At 73.0% G+C, this 22,646-nt stretch carries 23 protein-coding genes and 1 riboswitch; of the genes, 16 read left to right on the top strand and 7 right to left on the bottom strand.

Annotation, left to right across the window (positions count from 1 at the left end):
* Positions 1 to 65: 65 nt before the first annotated feature.
* The gene (locus tag ACZ3IL_RS08890; protein WP_467388062.1) at positions 66 to 1,436 is read right to left on the bottom strand and encodes a tetratricopeptide repeat protein; all 1,371 of its coding nucleotides are present in this window, start codon (positions 1,434 to 1,436) and stop codon (positions 66 to 68) included.
* Between the two features lie 113 nt (positions 1,437 to 1,549).
* Here ACZ3IL_RS08890 and ACZ3IL_RS08885 point away from each other — a divergent pair, with 113 nt between their 5' ends.
* Positions 1,550 to 2,953, top strand: a complete 1,404-nt coding sequence (locus ACZ3IL_RS08885; protein WP_467388060.1) for an FAD-binding oxidoreductase — start codon at positions 1,550 to 1,552, stop codon at positions 2,951 to 2,953.
* Between the two features lie 71 nt (positions 2,954 to 3,024).
* Here ACZ3IL_RS08885 and ACZ3IL_RS08880 read toward each other — a convergent pair whose 3' ends face one another.
* Positions 3,025 to 3,516, bottom strand: a complete 492-nt coding sequence (locus tag ACZ3IL_RS08880) for an SsgA family sporulation/cell division regulator (RefSeq protein ID WP_467388058.1) — start codon at positions 3,514 to 3,516, stop codon at positions 3,025 to 3,027.
* Positions 3,517 to 3,859: 343 nt separating this feature from the next.
* Here ACZ3IL_RS08880 and ACZ3IL_RS08875 point away from each other — a divergent pair, with 343 nt between their 5' ends.
* Together ACZ3IL_RS08875 and ACZ3IL_RS08870 are read left to right on the top strand one after the other, a co-directional pair.
* On the top strand, positions 3,860 to 5,221 hold the full coding sequence (locus tag ACZ3IL_RS08875) for an RDD family protein (RefSeq protein ID WP_467388056.1): 1,362 nt from the start codon (positions 3,860 to 3,862) through the stop codon (positions 5,219 to 5,221).
* A gap of 116 nt (positions 5,222 to 5,337) precedes the next feature.
* Positions 5,338 to 6,099, top strand: a complete 762-nt coding sequence (locus tag ACZ3IL_RS08870; protein ID WP_467388054.1) for an RDD family protein — start codon at positions 5,338 to 5,340, stop codon at positions 6,097 to 6,099.
* A gap of 36 nt (positions 6,100 to 6,135) precedes the next feature.
* Here the strand turns inward: ACZ3IL_RS08870 and ACZ3IL_RS08865 are convergent, their stop codons facing one another.
* A complete protein-coding gene (locus ACZ3IL_RS08865) occupies positions 6,136 to 6,414 on the bottom strand; it encodes a hypothetical protein (protein ID WP_467388052.1) in 279 nt (92 codons plus the stop codon).
* 332 nt (positions 6,415 to 6,746) lie between these two features.
* On the opposite strand from ACZ3IL_RS08865, the gene ACZ3IL_RS08860 reads away from it, so the two are divergent.
* Positions 6,747 to 9,176, top strand: a complete 2,430-nt coding sequence (locus ACZ3IL_RS08860) for an immune inhibitor A domain-containing protein (RefSeq protein WP_467388050.1) — start codon at positions 6,747 to 6,749, stop codon at positions 9,174 to 9,176.
* A 121-nt stretch (positions 9,177 to 9,297) separates the two neighbouring features.
* Entirely contained in the window at positions 9,298 to 9,609 is a 312-nt protein-coding gene (locus ACZ3IL_RS08855; RefSeq protein WP_467388048.1) for a hypothetical protein, read from the top strand.
* Positions 9,610 to 9,759: 150 nt separating this feature from the next.
* Here the strand turns inward: ACZ3IL_RS08855 and ACZ3IL_RS08850 are convergent, their stop codons facing one another.
* Positions 9,760 to 10,356, bottom strand: coding sequence for an isochorismatase family protein (locus ACZ3IL_RS08850; RefSeq protein WP_467388046.1), 597 nt, complete (start codon positions 10,354 to 10,356; stop codon positions 9,760 to 9,762).
* Positions 10,357 to 10,639: 283 nt separating this feature from the next.
* Positions 10,640 to 11,968, bottom strand: a complete 1,329-nt coding sequence (locus ACZ3IL_RS08845; RefSeq protein WP_467388044.1) for a nicotinate phosphoribosyltransferase — start codon at positions 11,966 to 11,968, stop codon at positions 10,640 to 10,642.
* A 101-nt stretch (positions 11,969 to 12,069) separates the two neighbouring features.
* On the opposite strand from ACZ3IL_RS08845, the gene clpS reads away from it, so the two are divergent.
* From clpS to ACZ3IL_RS08795, 10 genes are all read left to right on the top strand, one after another.
* The gene (clpS, locus tag ACZ3IL_RS08840) at positions 12,070 to 12,375 is read left to right on the top strand and encodes an ATP-dependent Clp protease adapter ClpS (RefSeq protein WP_388690395.1); all 306 of its coding nucleotides are present in this window, start codon (positions 12,070 to 12,072) and stop codon (positions 12,373 to 12,375) included.
* Positions 12,375 to 12,962 carry a DUF2017 domain-containing protein gene (locus tag ACZ3IL_RS08835; protein WP_467388041.1) on the top strand — a complete coding sequence of 196 codons (588 nt, stop codon included), beginning with the start codon at positions 12,375 to 12,377 and terminating at the stop codon, positions 12,960 to 12,962. The genes clpS and ACZ3IL_RS08835 overlap by 1 nt, the downstream gene beginning before the upstream one ends.
* Positions 12,963 to 13,290: 328 nt before the next feature.
* A complete protein-coding gene (locus ACZ3IL_RS08830) occupies positions 13,291 to 14,718 on the top strand; it encodes an amino acid permease (RefSeq protein WP_467388039.1) in 1,428 nt (475 codons plus the stop codon).
* Positions 14,719 to 14,794: 76 nt separating this feature from the next.
* Entirely contained in the window at positions 14,795 to 15,226 is a 432-nt protein-coding gene (locus ACZ3IL_RS08825) for a M67 family metallopeptidase (RefSeq protein ID WP_467388037.1), read from the top strand.
* A gap of 22 nt (positions 15,227 to 15,248) precedes the next feature.
* Positions 15,249 to 15,363, top strand: a riboswitch (cobalamin riboswitch).
* Between the two features lie 40 nt (positions 15,364 to 15,403).
* Positions 15,404 to 16,378: an ABC transporter substrate-binding protein gene (locus ACZ3IL_RS08820; RefSeq protein WP_467388035.1), complete on the top strand. Its 975-nt coding sequence runs from the start codon at positions 15,404 to 15,406 to the stop codon at positions 16,376 to 16,378.
* Positions 16,379 to 16,464: 86 nt separating this feature from the next.
* Positions 16,465 to 17,472, top strand: a complete 1,008-nt coding sequence (locus ACZ3IL_RS08815) for a FecCD family ABC transporter permease (RefSeq protein WP_467388226.1) — start codon at positions 16,465 to 16,467, stop codon at positions 17,470 to 17,472.
* Positions 17,469 to 18,254 carry an ABC transporter ATP-binding protein gene (locus ACZ3IL_RS08810; RefSeq protein WP_467388033.1) on the top strand — a complete coding sequence of 262 codons (786 nt, stop codon included), beginning with the start codon at positions 17,469 to 17,471 and terminating at the stop codon, positions 18,252 to 18,254. Before ACZ3IL_RS08815 ends, ACZ3IL_RS08810 begins: the two co-directional genes overlap by 4 nt.
* 44 nt (positions 18,255 to 18,298) lie before the next feature.
* Positions 18,299 to 18,436 (top strand): putative leader peptide, encoded by a 138-nt coding sequence (locus ACZ3IL_RS08805; protein WP_467388031.1) that lies wholly within the window; start codon positions 18,299 to 18,301, stop codon positions 18,434 to 18,436.
* A 90-nt stretch (positions 18,437 to 18,526) separates the two neighbouring features.
* Positions 18,527 to 18,805: a MoaD/ThiS family protein gene (locus ACZ3IL_RS08800; RefSeq protein ID WP_467388029.1), complete on the top strand. Its 279-nt coding sequence runs from the start codon at positions 18,527 to 18,529 to the stop codon at positions 18,803 to 18,805.
* A gap of 5 nt (positions 18,806 to 18,810) precedes the next feature.
* Positions 18,811 to 19,761, top strand: coding sequence for a PLP-dependent cysteine synthase family protein (locus tag ACZ3IL_RS08795; RefSeq protein WP_467388027.1), 951 nt, complete (start codon positions 18,811 to 18,813; stop codon positions 19,759 to 19,761).
* A 25-nt stretch (positions 19,762 to 19,786) separates the two neighbouring features.
* Here the strand turns inward: ACZ3IL_RS08795 and ACZ3IL_RS08790 are convergent, their stop codons facing one another.
* Positions 19,787 to 20,275: a type II toxin-antitoxin system PemK/MazF family toxin gene (locus ACZ3IL_RS08790; RefSeq protein ID WP_467388025.1), complete on the bottom strand. Its 489-nt coding sequence runs from the start codon at positions 20,273 to 20,275 to the stop codon at positions 19,787 to 19,789.
* Between the two features lie 203 nt (positions 20,276 to 20,478).
* On the opposite strand from ACZ3IL_RS08790, the gene ACZ3IL_RS08785 reads away from it, so the two are divergent.
* Entirely contained in the window at positions 20,479 to 21,231 is a 753-nt protein-coding gene (locus ACZ3IL_RS08785; RefSeq protein WP_467388023.1) for an MBL fold metallo-hydrolase, read from the top strand.
* 78 nt (positions 21,232 to 21,309) lie between these two features.
* Here ACZ3IL_RS08785 and ACZ3IL_RS08780 read toward each other — a convergent pair whose 3' ends face one another.
* Positions 21,310 to 22,563 carry a PTS transporter subunit EIIC gene (locus ACZ3IL_RS08780; protein ID WP_467388021.1) on the bottom strand — a complete coding sequence of 418 codons (1,254 nt, stop codon included), beginning with the start codon at positions 22,561 to 22,563 and terminating at the stop codon, positions 21,310 to 21,312.
* Positions 22,564 to 22,646 lie beyond the last annotated feature (83 nt).

Genomic DNA, 22,646 nt, shown 5'->3' with positions numbered 1-22,646 from the left:
GGGTCACGGGAGGCGAGGGGCCCCGCGCCTCCTCGCCCGCCCCGCGCGCGTGCCCGCCCCTCCGGTCACACCCCTTCCGGCGACCCGTCCGGCGACCTCTCCGGCGGCGGCCCGTCCGGCGGTTCGCCCAGCGCCGCCAGCGCCTCCGCCGCCCTCGGCGCGTGCAGGGGCGAGAAGACCGGGCTGATCCGCAGGGCCTCCGCCAGCCGGCGGCGGGCCGGGCCGCGCATCCCCAGGGCCCGCTCGATCTCGCCCCGGTGGTACGAGAAGAGCGCGCTGCGCCGCCCCTCGTCCGTGGCCCGCTTCGCGTACCCCAGGGCCTCCTCCGCCCGCCCCGACCGGAACAGCGCCCATCCGAGCGCGTCCGCCACGTCCACCGAGCGGTGCCCGCGCGCCCACTCCGCCCTCAGCCGGGCCACCGCGCCCGCCGGGTCGCCGTGGTCCGCGCCGAGCAGCCCCAGGACCACCTCCGCCCGCGCCCACGTCCCCGTCCGCAGCCGCTCGTACAGGGCCCGCGCCTCCTCCTCCCGGCCCAGCGACTCGTACAGCTCGCCCGCCTCCAGGAGGTACTCCGGCAGCGGCAGCCGGGCCAGGGCCGCCCGCCAGTCCCGCACCGCCTGGTCCGCGCGTCCCAGGGCGGCGAGGGCCCGCGCCCGGCCCGCGAGCGAGGGCCCGTGGTCCCGGACGAGCCGCAGCGCCGCCCCGTACCGGCCGAGGGCCTCCTCCGGCTCCCCCCGCTCCCACGCCAGGTCCCCGAGCCGCGCCGCGGCGGCCGCCCCCTCGGCGTCCGTCTCCGCGAGGGCCGCCGCGTCGAGGGCCGCCGCGTCGGCGTCCTCGCGCCAGCCCCGGTCGCGGTAGGTCCGGGCGGCCCGCGCGCGCACCACCGCGCCCGCGTGCAGCTCCTCCAGCCTCTCCATCGCCTTCCGGGCGTCCCCGTACCGCCCGAGGCCGTTGTACGCGTCGATCAGGAGCGGGTACACCGGCCAGTGCCCCGGCTCCGCCTTCCGCACCCGCTCGCCCCACTCCCCGGCCGTCCGCCAGTCGCCCCGCGCCCCGGCGAGCACCCCGAGGCCCAGCCGCGCCGCCGTGCCGGCGCGCTCGGCGGGCCGCCCGCCGAGGGAACGGCGCAGCGCCTCCTCGGCGCGCGCGTAGTCCCGTACGTCCCCCAGGCGCGTCCCGCGCTCCGTGTACGCCGTGCCCAGCTCCGCCCAGGACGCCGCGTCGTCCGGACGGGAGCGCAGCCGCTCCTCCCGGTCCGCGATCAGCGCGGCCAGGTCCGGGAGCGCCGCCTGCGCGCCCGCGCGGGCCGCGGTCTCCGCCCGCTCCACCGGCCCCGGCGGGGGCGGCGGGTCCTGGCCGGTGAACTCCGTGACGCACAGCAGCGTCCCCGCCGCGAGCGCCGCGCCCGCTCCGGCCACCAGCACCGTCCTCGTCACGCCGCGGTTCCTCATGGCGCCCACTGTGCGCCCGCGCCCGCCTCCGCGAGGAGCGCGCGAAGCGCTCCCTCCGGCGGGTTCACACCGATGGCCCCGGGTGCCACGCTGGACGCATGGACGATCTCCGGGCACGGCAGAAGGACGACCTCCGGTCACGGCTCCACGAGCGCCTGCGCGCCGGGCTGCCCCCCGGGGCACTGCTCACCGATCCGGACGTGACGGCCTCCTACGCCCACGACATGGCGGGCTTCTGCACGGCCGGCACCCCCGCGGCCGTCGTGCTCCCGCGCACCGTGGAACAGGTCCGGCACGTCATGCGCACCGCGACCGAACTCCGCGTCCCCGTCGTCCCGCAGGGCGCCCGCACCGGCCTGTCCGGCGGCGCCAACGCCTCCGACGGCTGCGTCGTGCTCTCCCTGATCAAGATGGACCGCATCCTGGAGATCGACCCGGTCGACCGGATCGCCGTCGTCGAACCGGGCGTGGTCAACGCCGTCCTGTCCCGCGCCGTCGCCGAGCGGGGCCTGTACTACCCGCCGGACCCGTCCAGCTGGGAGACGTGCACCATCGGCGGGAACATCGGCACCGCCTCCGGCGGCCTGTGCTGCGTGAAGTACGGGGTCACCGCCGAGTACGTCCTCGGCCTCGACGTCGTCCTCGCCGACGGCCGGCTCCTGCGCACCGGCCGGCGCACCGCCAAGGGCGTCGCCGGATACGACCTGACCCGGCTCTTCGTCGGCTCGGAGGGCAGCCTCGGCATCGTCGTGAAGGCCGTCCTCGCGCTGAAGCCGCGGCCCCCGGCCCAGCTCGCGCTCGCCGCCGAGTTCCCCTCGGCCGCCGCCGCCTGCGCAGCCGTCTGCGCGGTCATGGAACGCGGCCACACCCCCTCGCTCCTCGAACTGATGGACCGTACGACCGTCCGGGCCGTCAACAGGATGGCGCGCATGGGTCTGCCCGACACCACGGAGGCGCTGCTCCTGTGCGCCTTCGACACCCCGGACCCGGCCGTCGACCTGGCCGCCGTGGGGGAGCTGTGCGCGGCGGCGGGCGCCACCGAGGTCGTCCCGGCCGCCGACGCCGCCGAGTCCGAACTCCTCCTCCAGGCCCGCCGGCTCTCCCTCACCGCCCTGGAGACGATCAAGCCCGCGACGATGATCGACGACGTGTGCGTGCCCCGGACCCGGCTCGCCGAGATGCTCGACGGCACGGCGGCCGTCGCCGAGCGGTACGGCCTGACCATCGGCGTCTGCGCCCACGCGGGCGACGGCAACACCCATCCCGTGGTCTGCTTCGACCCCGCCGACGAGGACGAGTCGCGGCGGGCCCGCGAGTCCTTCGACGAGATCATGGCGCTCGGGCTCGCCCTCGGCGGCACGATCACCGGCGAACACGGCGTGGGCGTCCTCAAGAAGGAGTGGCTGGCCCGGGAGCTGGGCCCGGTCGGCCTGGAGCTCCAGCGCGGGATCAAGGCGGCCTTCGACCCGCTCGGCCTCCTCAATCCCGGCAAGCTCTTCTAGGGCGCGTGCCGGAGGTCCCGCCCGTCCGGCGGCGCCCGGCACGCGTCCCGGGGCGCGTCCGCGCGCGGGCGTCACAGCTCGCCGTCCTGCGACTCGTCCGACGGCCACGGGTCGCGCAGCCACAGGTCGTCGGCGGCCACGGTGGCCGCCAGGAGTTCGGCGAGCCCGTCGTCGATGCCGAGCCGCTCGGACTCGGTGCCCGGCGGGACGGCGCGCAGGGTCCGCTCCAGCCAGGCGGACACCTGCGCGGACGGGGCTTCGAGCAGGGCGTCGCCGTCGGGGGAGGAGAGCGCCATCAGGACGACGCCGCGGCCGTCCACCTTGGTGGGCCAGACGCGGACGTCCCCGTGGCCGCACGCCCGGAAGACGCCCTCCACGAGCAGTTCGCGCGCGAAGGTCCAGTGGACCGGGTGGTCCGTGCCGATGTGGAAGGTGATGTGGACGGCGTACGGGTCGCCGGTGCGGTAGGCGAGCCGGGCGGGCACGGGGACGGCACGCTCGGGGGAGATCACCAACTTCAGTTCCAGCTCCCGCTCGACGGTGGTGTTGTCGGTGTTCTGCATGGTCGTACTCCTTCTCGCGGACGGGCCCGGGCGGGCCTTCACCAGGAGAGAGCGGGGTGCCCGTGACTCATTACGCGACTTCGGGAAGTTTTTTCGGGAAGTTTTTCCGCCCCCGTGTGCCCGGCCGGGTTCCGGGCATGCTCCCCGGGCCGGACGGACCGAAGGCATCGGCCCGAGCGTGACCGTGAGTGACCGATTCCGGGGCCCGTCGCCCGAAGGCGGCCTTTCTCGCGGGCTCTTTCTCCCCTCGGCGGCGTTCTTCGTTACTGTCATCCCTGGGCGCGGCACGCCCGGCGCGCTGCCGTGCGGATCAAAGGCGTTGTGACTGAACGGAGTCGGGGCAGTGGCTACTCCTCCTGGAGGCGGCGGAGAGGTACCGCAGGCGGGGTACTACCCGGACCCGTCCATTCCCGGATACATCCGGTACTGGAACGGGAACGCGTGGGTTCCCGGCACGAGCCGGCCGGCCCCGCAGGAGGACGGAGCCCCGGCCCGCCCGTCCGCCCCGGAGGCCCCGGCCGCCGGAGCCGCCGCCGTCGTTCCCGCGCAGGCCTCCGCCCCGGCGGAACCGTCCGCCCCGGCACCGGCGCGGGAACCGGCGCAGGCACCGGCCCGGACCCCCGCGCACGTACCCGACCAGGGGCGGGCGCCTTCCCCGGCGCCGGTCCCGGTCCCCGGCCCCGCCGCCGTCCCCCCGGTCGAGGAGACCGGGCCCGTCTTCCTCGACGAGGAGCCGGCCGCACCGGAGCCCGCGCCGGCGTGGCAGGCGGACGCCTCCCGGCAGACCGGGTTCGGCGGCGACCTGGACCGGAAGGTCTCCTGGGGCGGGCCCCCCGCCGCCGATCCGCGCACTCCGGCGGAGTGGCCGGTCGCGGGCGCGGGCGAACCCGCCGGGACGCCGGCCGACGCCCCGGCGCGCCCGGCGGACGCCCGCGCGCCCGGCGGAGCGGCACGCCTCGGCGGCATGCCCGTCACCCCGGCGCCGGCGCCGCAGCCCGCCCCCGCGCCCGCTCCGGCCCCCGTCCGGGCGTCCGCTCCCGCGCCCGCCCCCACCGCGCCCGCCTGGACGCAGCAGCCACAGCCGCAGCCGCAGCAACAACAGCAGCAACAGCCGCAGCAGGCACGGTTCCAGCCCCGGTCCTCCGCCCAGGAGCAGCAGCCGGTCGTGCCCTGGAAGCCGCCGGTCGAGGACCCCTTCCTCCGGGCGGCCCGCGCGCAGGCCGCCGCGCGTCCGGCCGGGCTCGGCAGGCGCCTGCTCGCGCGGCTGATCGACTCCGTCGTCCTGGGCGGGCTCGTCGGCGCGGCCGCCTTCCCGCTCGTGACCGCTGCCCTCGACCACATCGAGGGCAAGATCGAGGCGGCCAGGCGGTCCGGCACCACCGTCCAGGTGTGGCTGGTGGACTCGACGACCTCGGTCCAGTTCGGTCTGGCGCTGGCCGCGCTGTTCGTCATCGGCGCCCTGTACGAGGCGCTGCCCACCGCCAAGTGGGGCCGCACCCTGGGCAAGAAGCTCTGCGGGATCGCGGTGCGGGACATCGAGGCGCACGAGCCGCCGACGTTCGGCGCGGCTCTGCGGCGCTGGCTCGTCTACAGCGTCCTGGGCCTCCTGGCCGTCGGTTTCCTCAACGTCCTGTGGTGCCTCTTCGACCGCCCGTGGCGCCAGTGCTGGCACGACAAGGCCGCCCACACCTTCGTGGCCCGCTGAGGGAGGGGCCGGGAGCGGACGGGACCGGGAGCGGACGGGCCGGCCGACGGAAGGCCGGTCCCCCGAACGGCCGGTGATTCCTTGCGGGGCCGTTCCGCCCGGGATGCACTGCCCCCATGAGCACCGACCAGCCGCCGTCCGGCCAGCCGCCCGAGGAGGACCCGTTCCTCAAGAGGCCGCAGGAGCCTCCGCCGCCCTCCGGGGGCCAGCCCCCTCCCGGGGGTCAGCCCCCTCCCGGGGGTCAGCCCCCTCCCGGCGGCCCCCCGCCGGGGGACCCCTACGGGAGCCCGTACGGGACCCCGCCCGGTGGCTCCTACGGCTCCCCGTACGACAACGCGCCCCCGCCCCCGCCTCCGTACGGAGGCGGTTACGGCGGTGGTTACGGCGGGACCGACCCGCTCTCCGGGATGCCGCCGCTCGCCGACTCCGGCCGGCGCGTCCTCGCCCGTCTGATCGACTGGCTGATCGTCGCGGTGCCGCTCGCGCTCATCGGCATCCCGTTCAAGATCTACGACCGGGTGACGTCCGACGACGGCTTCGGGGACGCGGTCAGCGGCTTCGACGGCGGCGGCCAGCTCGTCTTCCAGCTCATCACGATCGTCGCGTACGTCGCCTACGACACGGTCCTGACGGCCAGGAACGGGCAGACCGTCGGCAAGAAGCTGATGAAGCTGCGCGTCGCGATGCTCAACGACGGTGCGACGCCCCCGATGAACCAGTCGCTGCTGCGCGCCGTCGTGCTGTGGCTGCCCGCGCTGATCTGCTGCGCCTGTCTGTGGCCGCTGCTCCTGCTGATCCTGATCCTGGTCGACAAGCCCTACAAGCAGGGCCTGCACGACAAGGCGGCGAAGACCGTGGTGGTCACCGTCCCGGGGTGAGCGAACCCCGCCGGAACGGGCGGAACGGACGGAACGTCACGAACCGGTCCGGGTCTCGGCCCCCGCGCCCACGCGCGGGGCCGGGGCCCGGATCTCGTCGTTCCCGGAGGCCGGCGGAACGGCTCCGGGGGTCTTGACGCGTTCCGCGCGCACCGGCATCGTCACCGCCACGAGAACGCCGAGCAGCAGGCCCGCGACGCAGGCCGCCGCGATGCCGGGGGTGTCCGCCGTGCCGGAGAGCAGCAGCAGGGCGGCGGTCGCGAGGACGACGGTGACCGCGCCCCGGGTGAGTCGCGCGGTGTCCGGACGCTGCATGACGAGTACCGCCCCTCAAGCCCTCAAGACGTCGGTCCGACCCTACGACGGTGGATGCCCGGGCGGGGCACTGGCCATGCGCGGTCCCGCCCGGTGCCGGTGCACGGGGGGCGCACGGGGTCACGCGATCGTCAAGTTTTCTTCACGGTGCGCCCGCTTGGTGTTCGATTATCGGAAAATCGCTCCTGCATAGTGCAGTTGGTATGTCCAAGTCAAGATCTGTCTTTTCTCTCCTCACTCCGGTCGAATGTCGTCACTTGTGACGCGTGACCCGCCGACGGACACCCCACCTTCGGTCCGTCGGCGCGGTCGCCGGGGAGGACATACTTCAAGTGACCAACAGACGACGGGCGATCAGAGCGTCCGCAGTTGTCGTGGCGCTCGCGGCCACCGCCGCCACCGCCTCGACGTTCACCACCGCCTGGGCCGACAACCACGGAAACGTGACGTCCGCCGACGTGCGTCACGACCCGGCGCCCGGCGCCGGCGTGGACAAGACGACGGTCGACCACGACCTCGCGGGCCCCTACAGCGAGCAGCAGGAGCAGCAGCGCAAGGCCGCCCTGGAGCGGGTGCTGAGCGGTGACGCCAAGGTCGAGAGCCGTGCCGGCTCCAAGGTGGTCAAGCTCGACAGCAAGAAGTACGTCGAGCTCGGCCGCGAGAAGACCGACAAGATCTTCACGATCCTCGTCGAGTTCGGCGACCAGGTGGACAACACCACCCTGGTCGACCGCAAGGACGACGACACCCCGGACCTGAAGCCGAAGTACGGCGGCACGCCCGGCCCGCTGCACAACTCCATAGCCAAGCCCGACCGTGCGAACGACAACTCCACGGCCTGGCAGGCGGACTACAACCAGCAGCACTTCCAGGACCTGTACTTCGGCACCGGCAAGGACGCCAAGGGACAGCCCAAGCAGTCGCTGAAGACCTACTACGAGAAGACCTCCTCCGGCCGGTACTCGGTCGACGGCGAGGTCTCCGACTGGGTCAAGGTCCCGTACAACGAGGCCCGTTACGGCTCGAACTACTGCGGCCAGACCAACTGCTCCAACGTCTGGGACACCGTCCGCGACGGCCTCACCGCGTGGGTCGCCGACCAGAAGGCCAAGGGCAAGACCGACGCCCAGATCAAGGCCGACCTGGCGCAGTACGACCAGTGGGACCGCTACGACTTCGACGGCGACGGCAACTTCAACGAGGCCGACGGCTACATCGACCACTTCCAGATCGTCCACGCGGGCGAGGACGAGTCGGCCGGCGGCGGCGCCGAGGGCACCAACGCGCTGTGGGCCCACCGCTGGTACGCGTACGGCACCAACGCGGGCAAGACCGGCCCCGCGAACAACAAGGCCGGCGGCACCCCGATCGGTGACACCGGCATCTGGGTCGGCGACTACACGATGCAGCCGGAGAACGGCGGCCTCGGCGTCTTCGCCCACGAGTACGGCCACGACCTCGGTCTGCCGGACCACTACGACACCGCGGGCGGCGAGAACTCCACCGGGTTCTGGACCCTCATGTCGTCCGGTTCCTGGCTCGGCCAGGGCAAGGACGCCATCGGCGACCTGCCCGGCGACATGACCGCCTGGGACAAGCTCTACCTCGGCTGGCTGAACTACGCCAAGGTCAGCGACTGGCAGCGCTCCACCAAGACCACCCACAAGCTGGGCGTCTCGGAGTACAACACCAAGAACCCGCAGGCGCTCCTCGTCGAGCTGCCGAAGAAGCAGGTCACCACCGACATCGTGGCTCCCGCCGAGGGCACCACGCAGTGGTGGAGCGGCATGGGCGACGACCTCAAGAACACCCTGACCCGCCCGGTCGACCTCACCGGCAAGACGTCCGCCTCCCTGGAGCTCCAGGGCTGGTACGACATCGAGCTCGACTACGACTACCTGTACGCCGAGGTCTCGACCGACGGCGGTTCCAACTGGACCGCCCTGGACGGCACCGCCGACGGCAAGCAGATCCCGCGCGACGCCAGCGGCGCCCCGGCGCTGACCGACGTCTCCGGCACCCACAAGAAGCTCGTCTACGACCTGGGCGCCTACGCGGGGAAGAAGTTCGACCTCCGCTTCCGCTACCAGACGGACGGCGGCGCGGGCGGCAAGGGCTTCACGGCCGACGCCATCACCCTGACCGCCGACGGTGCCCCCGTCTTCTCCGACAACGTCGAGAACGGCGACAACGGCTGGGCCGCCAAGGGCTTCTCCCGCGTCGGCAAGGGCTTCACGAAGGAGTACGAGCAGTACTACATCGCGGAGAACCGCCAGTACGTCTCGTACGACAAGACCCTCAAGGTCGGCCCGTACAACTTCGGGTTCACCGGTGACAAGTCGAGCTGGGTCGAGCACTACCCGTACCAGAACGGCCTGCTCATCTGGAAGTGGGACCTGTCCCAGAAGGACAACAACACCTCCCAGCACCCGGGCGCCGGTCTGGTCCTCCCGATCGACGCGCACCCGAGCCCGCTGAAGTGGTCCGACGGCACCCTGATGCGCAACCGCGTCCAGGCGTACGACTCGCCGTTCAGCATCTCCCGCACGGACGGCTTCCAGCTGCACAACAAGGGCGTCGCCACCTGGGTCCCGTCGCAGGCCGGCAACCCGACCTTCGACGACCGCAAGGGCGTCTACTGGTTCCCCGAGACCCCGCGCGCCGGCGTCAAGGTAACTGACACCAACACCAAGATCCAGGTCGTCAAGGAGCCGAAGGATGGCCAGACGATCACGGTTCAGGTCGGCCCCTCGACCAAGTAATCGGTAAAATCGCAGGTCAAACCATGATCGGCCGTCGCCCTCTAGCGGGCGGCGGCCGATCGTGTTTAGGTGCGTCTGGCACATCTCTTATTGACACAGACCCACGGGGGAGTGGTTCCGCATGCCCAGTGGAGGGTTCTGCAAGCTGCCGGGAGGCAGCGTGGTCGTCGCCATAGGGCTGCCCAGCCCGGCCGGCGACGGCGCCATGGTCCGCTTCCTGGTCCACGCGGCGAACCGGGCCCGCGCCCTGACCCGGCTGCGGAACCTGGGGCTGCGCGCGGTCTACCTCCGGGGGAACACCGAACCGCCCACGCCGGACGAGGTCACCGCCGTCCTGCACCATCCGGACGGCCTGCTGTGGAAGTCCGCGCCGGGCGCCGCCCAGGAGCTCTGGCACCCGGCGCGGTCGCTGCCGAGGGCGCCGGCGGCATAGGCCCGGCGCGCGAGCGCGCCCCGGGGCGCCCGGAGACGGCCCGGAGGGGCCCCCGTGGTCACCTGGCCACCGGCCCGCCGGGGCCCGCACCACCGCCCCGCCGTGGCCCGGACCGCCGCCCGCCGGGCCCGGACCGCAGTCCGCCGGGGTTCAGACCACCGGCCTGCCGGTCAGCTCCACGCCCGCCGCCCGCAGCTCCTCCAGGGCCCGCTCCGTGGTCGCCTCCGCCACGCCCGCCGTCAGGGCGAGCAGCACATGGGTCCGGAAACCCTCCCGGGCCGCGTCCAGGGCGGTCGCCCGGACGCAGTGGTCGGTGGCGATCCCCACCACGTCCACCTCGGTGACGTCCCGCGCGCGCAGCCACTCCGCGAGCGTCGCCCCGTTCTCGTCCCGCCCCTCGAAGCCGCTGTACGCGGCGTCGTACGCGCCCTTGTCGAAGACGGCGTCGATCGCCCCGCTGGCGACGGCGGGCGCGAAGTTCGGGTGGAAGCCGACGCCCTCCGTCCCGGCCACGCAGTGCACCGGCCAGGAGGTGACGTAGTCCGGCTCCTCGCCGGGCGCGGCGAAGTGCGCGCCCGGGTCCACGTGGTGGTCACGGGTGGCGACGACGTGCCGGTAGGAGGTGCCCGCCGTCTGGCCGATCAGGTCGGTGATGGCGGCGGCGACGTCCGCGCCGCCCGCCACCGCGAGGCTGCCGCCCTCGCAGAAGTCGTTCTGAACGTCCACAACGATCAATGCGCGGTGCATGGGGGGTGTCCTTAGCGCGTCGGATGGGGGAGGGGAAAAGGGGACGGGGCCGAGCCTAGAGACTTCCCCACCCCTTCGGGAGGGGGGCGGACCCGGCGAGCCGGGGCGGTCACCGGGGTGCCGGGACGCGCGGGCCGTCACGCGGGACCGCCGCGCGCGTCCTCACGCGCACGCGGCCGGTCCCCCGCGTACCCGCCCGTCCCGTACGTACGCGGCCCGTCTCACGGCCGGGCGACCGGTCTCCCGCGCACGCGGTCGGCCGGGCACGCGCACGCGGCCGGTCTCACACGTACTCGGTCGGCAGGACGGCCTCGCCCCGCGACAGCTGCATCGCCGACATGGGCAGCCCGGCGCGGGACGCGATGTGCCGGGCCCTGGCGGCCTCCAGCGGCTCGCGGCCCACCACCTCGCCGCCCCTGACCAGCTCGACCAGGAGCTGGTGGCCGGCCAGCGCCGGGGGGACGGGTCCGGTGCCCACGACCTCGGCCTCGGCGACCCCGTCCGCGTCGGGCCGGCGGGCCGCCCACTTGCGCCCGCCGACCGAGGCCTTGCCGCCCAGGGACTTCTTGGCCACCGGCACGAGGGGCGCCTTCGGGTCCGCCGACGCGGCCCGCGCCACCAGCTTGTAGACCATGGAGCAGGTCGGGTGGCCGCTGCCGGTGACCAGCTGCGTGCCCACCCCGTACGCGTCGACCGGGGCCGCCGCGAGCGAGGCGATGGCGTACTCGTCGAGGTCCGAGGTGACGACGATCCGGGTGTCCCGGGCGCCCAGCTCGTCCAGCTGCGCCCGCACCCGGTGGGCGACGAGCAGCAGGTCGCCGGAGTCGATCCGGACCGCGCCCAGCTCGGGCCCGGCCACCTCGACGGCGATCCGCACGGCCTCGGTCACGTCGTAGGTGTCCACGAGCAGGGTCGTGCCGCGCCCCAGGGTCTCGACCTGCGCCCGGAAGGCGTCCCGCTCGCTGTCGTGGAGCAGGGTGAAGGCGTGGGCGGAGGTGCCGACGGTCGGGATGCCGTAGCGGAAGCCCGCCGCCAGGTCCGAGGTGGAGTCGAAGCCTCCGACGTACGCGGCACGGGAGGCGGCGACGGCCGCCAGCTCGTGGGTGCGCCGGGCGCCCATCTCGATCAGGCTCCGTCCGCCGGCCGCGGCCGACATGCGGGAGGCGGCGGCCGCGATGGCCGAGTCGTGGTTGAGGATCGAGAGGATCACGGTCTCCAGGAGCACGCACTCCGCGAAGGAGCCCTCGACGCGCAGGACGGGGGAGCCCGGGAAGTACGTCTCGCCCTCGGGGTAGCCCCAGATGTCGCCGGAGAAGCGGTAGCGGGCGAGCCATTCCAGGGTCGGCTCGTCCACGACGGCGTGCTCGCGCAGGAAGTCCAGGACGGCGGGGTCGAAGCGGAAGTTCTCGACGGCGTCCAGGACCCGTCCGACGCCCGCGAGGACTCCGTAGCGCCGCCCCTCGGGCAGCCGCCGGGTGAAGACCTCGAAGACGGAGTGCCGGTCGGCGGTGCCGCCCCTCAGGGCCGCCTGGAGCATGGTCAGCTCGTACTGATCGGTGAAGAGCGCGGTGGAGGGAACGTCCACCGGCAGCCCAAGGTCCGCAGCGTTCATGCCGGCGATGCTAACCCAGAAATCGTCAGAGTGACGATTTCTGTGCCGGAGGCCGTGGCCCGTTTGTGCGAGGGACCCCCGGGAGTGGCAGCATGGGGTGAGTGAGCGTCGCGCCTATTGAGATCGAACGTACGGAACCGGCCGAAGGGGTCACCGCGGTCGTCGAACCGGACGTGCCCTGGGTGACCCTCGTGCACAACGATCCGGTCAACCTGATGAGCTATGTGTCCTACGTCTTCCAGTCGTACTTCGGATACTCCAAGGACAAGGCGCACAAGCTGATGCTCGACGTGCACAACAAGGGCCGCGCGGTGGTCTCCAGCGGCACCCGCGAGGAGATGGAACGGGACGTGCAGGCGATGCACGGCTACGGCCTCTGGGCGACCCTCACCCAGGACCGCGGCTGATGGCCGGCCGCTTCGAGGCGCTGCCCGGCGGCGGCGCGGCCGTCGCCCTCGACGACGTCGAGATCTCCATCCTCCGCTCCCTCGCCGTCCAGCTCATGGAGCTGATCGGCCCCGGCGACGAGCCCGCGGCCGACGCGGACCCGCTGGCCGCGCTCTTCTCCGAGGGGCCCGGCGAACCGCCGTCCGACCCCGCCCTGCGGCGCCTCTTCCCCGACGCGTACGGGGACGACACCGAGGAGCTGCGGGAGGCCGCCTCGGACTTCCGCCGCTACACCGAGAACGACCTGCGGGCCCGCAAGCGCGAGGACGCCCTCGCGACGGTGCGCGCCCTGGACTCCCTCGCCGCCGGCGCGGACGAGGAGGGCGGCGGGGTCCTGAAGCTCACCCCGGACGGGTCGCGGGCCTGGCTCGGCACCCTCAACGACCTCCGGCTGGCCATCGCGACCCGCCTGGAGATCGCGGACGACGAGGAGAGCGAGCGGCTGTACCGGCTGCCGGACTCCGACCCGCGCAAGCCGATGGTGATGGCCTACCTCTGGCTGGGGGCGCTCCAGGAGTCCCTGGTGGAGACCCTGATGCCCTCCTGAGGCACCTTCCGGAAGGGAGTGCCGGGGTTGTTCGCTCAGCGGACGCTCAAATCCGGATAACGAATGCGTTATCGGAGCGTCCGCTTTGTCGTCTTGTATGCGCCGGATTCCCGTTTTCGTGTGGCACGCGCCACGTGCCTCTCCGCCGACCGCCCCGGGACGCGTGATACACCTTCACGACCGCTCGGGGACGCCACCCCTGTTCCCGAGGGCGCTTCGGCCGGCTGACCGCCGGCGGCACTCCATCCACATCCGGGGGGATCAGGATCTGATCCGTGACCGACACACGCGTGGTCGCACGGATCAGCATGGAGAAAGGCGCACCACCATGACCTCTGTGCAGGTCGACAAGCAGCACGACGGCACCGACGGGGCCGTGGGCGGCGGCGAGGGCTACCAGCGCGGCCTCGGCGCCCGGCAGATCCAGATGATCGCGATCGGCGGCGCCATCGGCACCGGCCTCTTCCTCGGCGCGGGCAAGGCCATCCACAAGGCCGGCCCCAGCCTCATCCTCGCGTACGCCGTCGCGGGCCTGGTGATCTTCTTCATCATGCGGGCCCTGGGCGAGCTCCTCATGTACCGCCCGGTGTCCGGCTCCTTCTCGGAGTACGCCCGGGAGTTCGTCGGCCCCTTCGCGGGCTTCGTGACCGGCTGGACGTACTGGCTCTTCTGGGTCGTCACCGGCATCACCGAGGTCACCGCCGCCGCCACCTACATGACGTACTGGTGGGACATCCCCCAGTGGGTCTCCGCGCTCGTGTTCACCGTGGTCCTCTACGGCGCCAACCTGATCTCCGTGAAGCTCTTCGGCGAGCTGGAGTTCTGGTTCTCGATGGTCAAGGTCACCGCCATCATCGGCATGATCCTGATCTGCGCCGGCATCCTCACCGTCGGCTTCTCCGACGCCGGGGACACCGCCACCGTGGCCCACCTGTGGAACCAGGGCGGCTTCTTCCCGAACGGCGTCGGCAGCACCCTGATGACGCTCCAGATCGTGATGTTCGCCTTCCTCGCCGTCGAGCTGGTCGGCGTCACCGCCGGCGAGTCCAAGGACCCGAAGACCGTCCTGCCCAAGGCCATCAACACCGTGCCGTGGCGCATCGCCGTCTTCTACGTCGGCGCCCTGATCATGATCCTGTCGGTCGTCCCGTGGACCGAGTTCCAGCCGGGCGTCTCCCCGTTCGTCGCCGCCTTCGAGAAGATGGGGCTCGGCGTCGGCGCCGCCGTCGTCAACTTCGTCGTGCTCACCGCGGCCCTGTCCTCCTGCAACTCGGGCATGTACTCCACCGGCCGCATGCTGCGCGACCTCGCGCTCAACGGCCAGGGCCCCAAGGTCTTCACCCGGCTCACGAAGAGCGGCATCCCGCTGCTCGGCACCACCTTCTCCGCCGCGCTCATGCTGGTCGGCGTCTGGATCAACTACGTCGCCCCCGGCAAGGCCTTCGAGTACGTGGTCTCCTTCGCCACCATCTCCGGCATGTGGGCCTGGATCATGATCCTGGTCTGCCAGATCCGCTACCGCCGCAAGGCGGACCGCGGCGAGCTGCCCCCGTCCTCCTTCAAGGCCCCGGGAGCCCCGTACACGAGCTGGTTCGCGCTCCTCTTCATCGGCATGGTCGTCGTGATGATGGGCATCGACGAGGGCGCCCGCGTCTCCCTCTACTGCGCGCCGGTCTGGGCCCTGCTCCTGGGCGTCTCCTACCTGGTCCTGAAGTCCCGCGACCCCGGGGGCGCCGCCTTCGCCAAGCGTTCCTGACCGGACCCGTCCCACCCCTCGGACCGTCCCGTACCATCCCTCGGTACGGGACGGTCCTTCTGTCTATCCTGTCGCCATGCTGACCATCACCCGGGCCCTGTACGACCAGATCGTGGAACACGCCCGCGCGGACCACCCGGACGAGGCCTGCGGCGTGGTCGCGGGTCCGGCCGGCAGCGGCCGCCCCGAGCGGTTCGTCCCCATGCTGAACGCGGCCCGCTCGCCCACCTTCTACGAGTTCGACTCCGCGGACCTGCTCAAGCTCTACCGCGAGATGGACGACCGGGACGAGGAGCCCGTGATCGTCTACCACTCGCACACCGCCACCGAGGCCTACCCGTCCCGCACGGACATCACGTACGCCAACGAGCCGCACGCCCACTACGTCCTCGTCTCCACCGCCGACACCGACGGCGCCGGCCCCTTCCAGTTCCGCTCCTTCACCATCGTGGACGGCGTGGTGACCGAGGAGGACGTGAAGATCGTCGAGAGCCACGACCACGCGTGACGCGGCCGATGAGACACTGACGGAAACCCAACGGGCGGCAGGACCCAGGAAGCCGGTGCGAATCCGGCACGGTCCCGCCACTGTGACCGCCTCCCCGGGGGCGGAAGCCAGGAACTGACCTGCCGCCCGCACCACCGGACGGGGACGTGGAAATCCCCGGAGGAGGAACGTTCCGTCATGTCCTGGCGCCGCCCGCTCGCCCTCGCCGCCGCCCTGCTCCCGCTCCTCGCCGCCTGCTCGGCCGCCCCCGCACCTGCGGGTCCGCCCGCGAAGGCCGCGCCGGGATTCCCGTACACCGTCACCAACTGCGGCGTGACGCACACCTTCCCGGCCCCGCCGAAGCGCGCGGTCACCATGAACCAGCACGCCACCGAGACCATGCTCGCCCTCGGCCTGGAGAAGTCCCTCGTCGGCACCGCCTACCTGGACGACGCCGTCCTGCCCGCCTACGAGAAGGCCTACGCGTCCGTCCCCGTCCTCGCGAAGGAGTACCCCTCCAAGGAGGCCCTGCTCGCCGCGAACCCCGACTTCGTCTACGGCGGCTACGGCTCCGCCTTCGACGCCAAGGACGGCCGCGGCCGCGACGACCTCGCGCGCTCCGGCATCGCCACCCGCCTCAACACCGAGTACTGCCCCTCCGGCAGGACCTCCGTGGACGACCTCTACCGCGAGGTCCGCGAGGTCGGCAGGACCTTCGGCGTCCCCGACCGCGCCGAGAAGTGGATCGCCGGGGCCCGCGCCGCCCTCGCCGCCGACGAGAAGCGCCTCCGGGGCGTCGAGCCCGTCCCCGTCTTCGTCTACGACAGCGGCGACAAGACCGCCTTCACCGCCGGCGGCAAGGGCATCGGCAACGAGATGATCACCCGCGCCGGCGGCCGCAACGTCTTCGCCGACCTCGACAAGGCCTTCGGCGACGCCACCTGGGAACAGGTCGTCGCCCGCCGGCCCGAGGTCGTCGTCCTCTACGACTACGGCTCCGTCACCGTCGAACAGAAGAAGAAGCGGCTCCTCGACGACCCCGCCCTCAAGGACGTCCCCGCGATCAGGAACCGCCGGTTCGCCGTCCTGCCCCTCTCCGACACGGTCCTCGGCGTCCGCGTCCCCGCCGCCGTCGGCAAGCTGGCCGGCCAGCTCCACCCGGCCGCCCGGTGAGCGCCGGAACCCGCGCCGCGGACACGGCGGAGAAACCGGCCGCCCCGGAACGGGCCCCCCGCCCCGGCCCCCCGGCCCCCGGACGGCTGCGCCTCCCGGCCGTCGTCACCGGCCTCCTGCTCGCCCTGGCCGCCGCCTGCCTCGCCTCCCTGGCCCTCGGCTCCGTCAGCGTCCCGCCCGGACGGGTCCTCGACGCCCTGACCGGGCGCTCCGGCCCCTCCCCGTACCGGACGATCGTCCTCGACGTACGGCTGCCCCGGGTCCTGCTCGGCGTGGTCGTCGGCGCCGGCCTCGCCGTCGCCGGCGCCGTCCTCCAGGCCCTCGTCCGCAACCGGCTCGCCGACCCCTTCCTCCTCGGCATCTCCTCCGGCGCCTCCGCCGGAGCCGTCCTGGTCCTCGTCGTCGGCGTCGGGGGAGGGATCACCACCACCCTCGCCCTGCCCGCCGGCGCCTTCGCCGGCGCCCTGGCCGCCCTCGTCCTCGTCTACGGACTCGCCCGGCGCGGCGGCACCATGACCGGCCCCCGGCTCGTCCTCGCCGGAGTCGCCGTCTCCTACGTCCTGTCCGCCCTCACCACCCTGATCCTGGCCGCCGCGGGCCGCCCCGAACACTTCCGCGAGGCGCTGTACTGGTCCCTCGGCGGCCTCGGCGGCGCCCGCTGGGACACCCTCCTCCTGCCCGCCGCCGTCCTGGTCCTCGGCACCGGCGCCCTGCTCGCCCTCGCCCGCCCGCTCGACCTGCTCCTCGTCGGCGAGGAGGACGCCACCGTCCTCGGCCTCGACACCGCCCGCTTCCGCGCCGCCGTCTTCGTGCTCGTCTCCCTGCTCACCGCCGTCATGGTCGCCGCCAGCGGAGCCGTCGGCTTCATCGGCCTCATGGCCCCGCACGCCGCCCGGCTCGCCGTCGGCGCCCCGCACCGCCGCCTCCTGCCCGTCGCCGCGCTCGGCGGCGCCCTCGCCCTGGTCGTCGCCGACCTCGGCGCCCGGACCGTCACCGCGCCCCAGGACCTCCCCGTCGGCGTCCTCACCGCGCTCACCGGCGGCCCGTTCTTCCTCTGGCTGATGCGCCGCCGCCCGGAAGGAGCGCTCCTGTGACCGGACTGCGCCTGGAGGGCCTCTCCTACGGGGACCGCCTCCGCTCCGCCGACCTCACCGTCCGCCCCGGCGAGACCGTCGGTCTCATCGGCCCCAACGGCAGCGGCAAGACCACCCTCCTGCGCTGCGTCTACGGCACCCTCGTCCCCACCGCCGGACGCGCCCTCCTCGACGGCGACGACCTGCGCGCCCTCGGGGCCGGGGCCCGTGCCCGCCGCGTCGCCGCCGTCCCCCAGGACAGCGCCGCCGAGTTCGAGCTGACCGTCCGCGAACTGGTCGCCCTGGGCCGCTCCCCGCACAAGCGCTTCTGGGAGGGCGACACGGCCGCCGACCACGGGCGCACCGCCGCCGCCCTCGCCCGCGTCGGCCTCGCGGACCTCGCCGACCGCCCGTACCCCACCCTCTCCGGCGGCGAGCGCCAGCGCGCCCTCGTCGCCCGCGCCCTCGTCCAGGACCCGGCCCTGCTCGTCCTCGACGAACCCACCAACCACCTGGACATCCGCCACCAGCTCGACGTCCTCGCCCTCGTCCGCGGCCTGGGCACCACCAACCTGCTCGCCCTCCACGACCTCAACCTGGCGGGGGCGTACTGCGACCGGATCTACGTCCTGGAGCGGGGGAGGGTCGTCACCGGCGGCACCCCCGCCGAAGTCCTCACCCCCGCCCTCCTGGACGCCGTCTACGGGGTCCGGGCGGACGTGATCCCGCACCCCGGGACCGGCAGCCCGACCGTCGTCTACCTGCACGGTCCGGCAGGCGGTCAGCAACCTTCCATCATGTGAGATCACATTCCGGAACCCGGACCGGGAATCGATACGATGAGCCCATGGTTTCCCACGACGTGAGCGAAGAGACTCCGGGCACCCCCCTGCTCGTGGCCCGCCTGCACGTCGACCTGGGCCGCCTCGCCAGCGCGATCTGTCCGGGCGGAACAGCGTCCCGCCCGGACCGCGCCGCGTCCTGACCGGCCGGCCGAGCGCCCCACCGCACCACCCCCTCCGCGCGGGGCCCCAGCAGCGCGCCCACCACGCCACTTCCGACAGGAGCCCACGCCATGGCCATCGAGGTCCGCATCCCGACCATCCTCCGCACCTACACCGACGGCGCCAAGGCGGTCGAGGGCGACGGCGGCACCCTCGCCGAACTCTTCGCCGACCTGGAGACCCGCCACACCGGGATCGAGGCCCGCATCGTGGACGGCGGCAAGCTCCGCCGCTTCGTCAACGTCTACCTGAACGACGAGGACGTGCGCTTCCTCGACGGCATCGACACCAAGCTCTCCGACGGCGACAGCGTCACGATCCTGCCGGCCGTCGCCGGCGGCGCGGTCTGATCCACATGCGTTACGACTCCCCGCTCGCGGCGGTCGGCAACACGCCCCTGGTCCGCCTCCCCCGGCTCTCGCCCTCGGACTCCGTCCGCGTCTGGGCGAAGCTGGAGGACCGCAACCCCACCGGCTCGGTCAAGGACCGCCCCGCGCTCCACATGATCGAACGGGCGGAGAAGGACGGCCGGCTCACCCCCGGCTGCACCATCCTGGAACCGACCAGCGGCAACACCGGCATCTCCCTCGCCATGGCCGCCAGGCTCAAGGGCTACCGCATCGTCTGCGTCATGCCCGAGAACACCAGCGAGGAACGGCGCCGGCTGCTCACCATGTGGGGCGCGGAGATCGTCTCCTCCCCGGCCGCGGGCGGCTCCAACACCGCGGTCCGCATCGCCAAGGAACTCGCCGCCGAGAACCCCTCCTGGGTGATGCTGTACCAGTACGGCAACCCCGACAACGCCGGTGCGCACTACGCCGGCACGGGCCCCGAGATCCTCGCCGACCTGCCCTCGATCACCCACTTCGTGGCCGGACTCGGCACCACCGGAACCCTGATGGGCGTCGGCCGCTACCTGCGCGAGCACAAGCCGGACGTGAAGATCGTGGCCGCCGAGCCGCGCTACGACGACCTCGTCTACGGCCTGCGCAACCTCGACGAGGGCTTCGTGCCGGAGCTGTACGACGCCTCCGTCCTCACCACCCGCTTCTCCGTCGGCTCCGCCGACGCGGTCACCCGCACCCGCGAACTCCTCCAGGAGGAGGGCATCTTCGCGGGCGTGTCCACCGGCGCGGCCCTGCACGCCGCCATCGGCGTCGGCAACAAGGCCGTCAGGGCGGGGGAGAGCGCCGACATCGTCTTCGTCGTCGCCGACGGCGGCTGGAAGTACCTGTCCACCGGCCTCTACACGGCCGCGACGACCGAAGAGGCCATCAAGACGGTCCAGGGACAGCTCTGGGCGTGAGCCGCCGCCCCGGAGGGCGTCGGCCTCAGCGCGCCAGATGGCGGACCCGGTCCCACAGGGCCGGGTCCGCCTTTCCGATCCTCCGCCGGAAGTCCGCCACCGGCACCTCCCGCAGCTCGTCCGTCTCCAGGAAGCTCGGCCGCCCCCGCGCGTCGCCCACCGTCCCCGGCGGCAGCGCGATCACCCCCGGCCGCTCCTCGTGGTGCCTGCTGGTGATCTTCGCGACGAGCGCGCTCTCCCCCCGCACCGAGAGCACCAGACAGGGCCGGTCCTTCGAGCCGGGCCCGTCCTCGAAGGGCACGTCGGCCCACCAGATCTCGGCCGGCTCCGGCCCGCGCCCCTCCCGGGGCCGGGGCTCCGCCGCCCGCCCGGGCGGCCGGGTCCGCCCCGGAGGGCGGCGGGAGGCGGGCCGGGAGGGAGGACGGCGCGGAGAACGCTTCCGTCCGTCGACGACCGCCACCACCAGGGCGAGCACCACCACCGCGGCCAGCGCGGGCCACCACGACGTGTCCATACCGCACGACGTTACCGGTGCGCGGTTCCCCCCGCCGTGACGCCCCGCCATCCATCCGAACCGGTGACAGAGCCCGTGAGTTCGCCCACAACGGGCCGTCGCGGAGGAGCGACGGGCCCGGACGCGCCTTACGCTCGACGGACCGCACAGCCTCCCTTCCCCCAGCGCGCTTCCCCGCACCCGTCCACGGAGGTTCACGCTCCATGAAGCTCACCGTCGTCGGCTGCTCCGGGTCGTTCCCGTCCGCGGAATCGGCCTGTTCGAGCTACCTCGTCGAGGCCGACGGCTTCCGGCTGCTCCTCGACATGGGCAACGGCGCCCTGGGCGAGCTGCAGCGTCACATCGGTCTGTACGACCTCGACGCGATCTTCCTCAGCCATCTGCACGCGGACCACTGCATCGACATGTGCGGGTACTTCGTGGCCCGTTACTACCGGCACGAGGGCGGGCGCTGCGACGCGATCCCCGTCTACGCGCCGGAGGGCGCCGAGCAGCGGCTGACCACGGCGTACGCGGACACGCCCTCGCCCACCTCGATGAGCGAGGTCTTCGACTTCCGCACGCTGAAGCCGGGCGCCTTCGAGCTCGGCCCGTTCTCCGTCCGCACGGAGAAGGTGTGCCACCCGGTCGAGGCGTACGGCATCCGGGTCGAGCACGGCGGCCGTTCGCTCGCCTACTCCGGGGACACCGGGGCCTGCGAGGCGCTGCACGAGCTGGCCGCCGGCACCGACCTCTTCCTCTGCGAGGCCTCCTTCACCCACGGCAAGGAGGACGTCCCGGACCTCCACCTCAACGGCCGCGAGGCCGGCCTCCAGGCGGCCCGGGCCGGGGTGGGCCGCCTCGTCCTCACGCACATCCCGCCGTGGACGGACGCCGGGCGGAACCTGGCGGACGCGCGCGCGGTGTACGCGGGACCGGCGGAGCTGGCGAGACCGGGCGCGGTGTACGAGGTCTGAGGACGGGCAGCTCCCGCGTACGGGGAAGGGCCCCGGAACCGTGACGGTTCCGGGGCCCTTCGGCATGCGGGGCGGGGCTCACGCCTTGGTGAGGTCCTCGACCTCCTCCTCGGGCTCGCGGCCCGGGGTGGAGAGGTTGAACCGGACGATCGCGAAGCGGAAGACCGCGTAGTAGACCGCCGCGAAGACGAGGCCGATCGGGATGATCATCCAGGGCTTGGTCGCCAGGTTCCAGTTGAGCAGGTAGTCGATCAGGCCGGCCGAGAAGTTGAAGCCGGCGTGCACGCCGAGCGCCCAGGTGACGGCCAGGGAGACGGCCGTCAGGACCGCGTGGAGCACGTACAGCAGCGGCGCGATGAACATGAAGGAGAACTCGATCGGCTCGGTCACGCCGGTGACGAACGAGGTCAGCGCCAGGGAGACCATCATGCCGGTCACGGCCGCGCGGCGCTCCGGACGGGCGGTGTGCGCGATGGCCAGGGCGGCGGCCGGCAGACCGAACATCATGATCGGGAAGAAGCCGGACTGGAACATGCCGGCGGACGGGTCACCGGCCAGGTAGCGGCTGATGTCGCCGTGCACGACCTCGCCGGCGGCGTTGGTGAAGTCACCGATCTGGAACCAGGCGACGGTGTTGACGAACTGGTGCATGCCGACGGGGATCAGCGCGCGGTTGATGCCGCCGAAGATGCCCGCGCCGGCGGCGCCCAGGCCGGTCATCCACTCGCCGAAGTCGGTGATGACCTCACCGATCGGCTCCCACACCAGGCCGAAGAAGACGCCCATGGCCAGGCCGACGAAGGCCATGATGATCGGGACGAGGCGGCGGCCGTTGAAGAAGCCGAGCCAGTCCACCAGCTTGGTGCGGTAGAACCGCTGCCACAGCACGGCGGCGAGCAGGCCCATGATGATGCCGCCGAGCACGCCGGGGTTGTTGTACTTCGCCGGGTCGTCCTTGCCGGCCTTGACGACCGCCTCGGCGACCGGGAAGGCCTCCAGGACCTTGGAGTAGACCAGGAAGCCGACCAGTGCGGCGAGCGCCGTCGAGCCGTCGGCCTTCTTCGCGAAGCCGATGGCCACGCCTATGCAGAACAGCAGGGGGAGCTGGCCCAGGATGGCGTCACCGGCGTGCGCGAAGACCGAGGCGACCTTGTCCCAGCCGAGCCCGTCCTTGCCGAAGACGTCGTCGGCGCCGAGGCGGACCATGATGCCGGCGGCGGGCAGGACGGCGACGGGGAGCTGCAGGCTGCGACCGACCTTCTGCAGGCCCTGGAACAGGCCGGACCCGCGCTTCTTGGCGGGAGCGGCGGCCGGGGCGGTGGCCGTACTCATCAACTTCCTCCAGTAAGGCAAGGCGCCGCCAGAGGACAGGGAAAGGAGTGACGGCGGCGTCTCGTGGAACGCGGTGGTCTGGA

The sequence above is a fragment of the Streptomyces sp. NPDC014907 genome (genome assembly GCF_055562975.1).
Note: the sequence above shows the minus strand (reverse complement) of the source record. Positions and strands in the feature narration are given on the sequence as shown.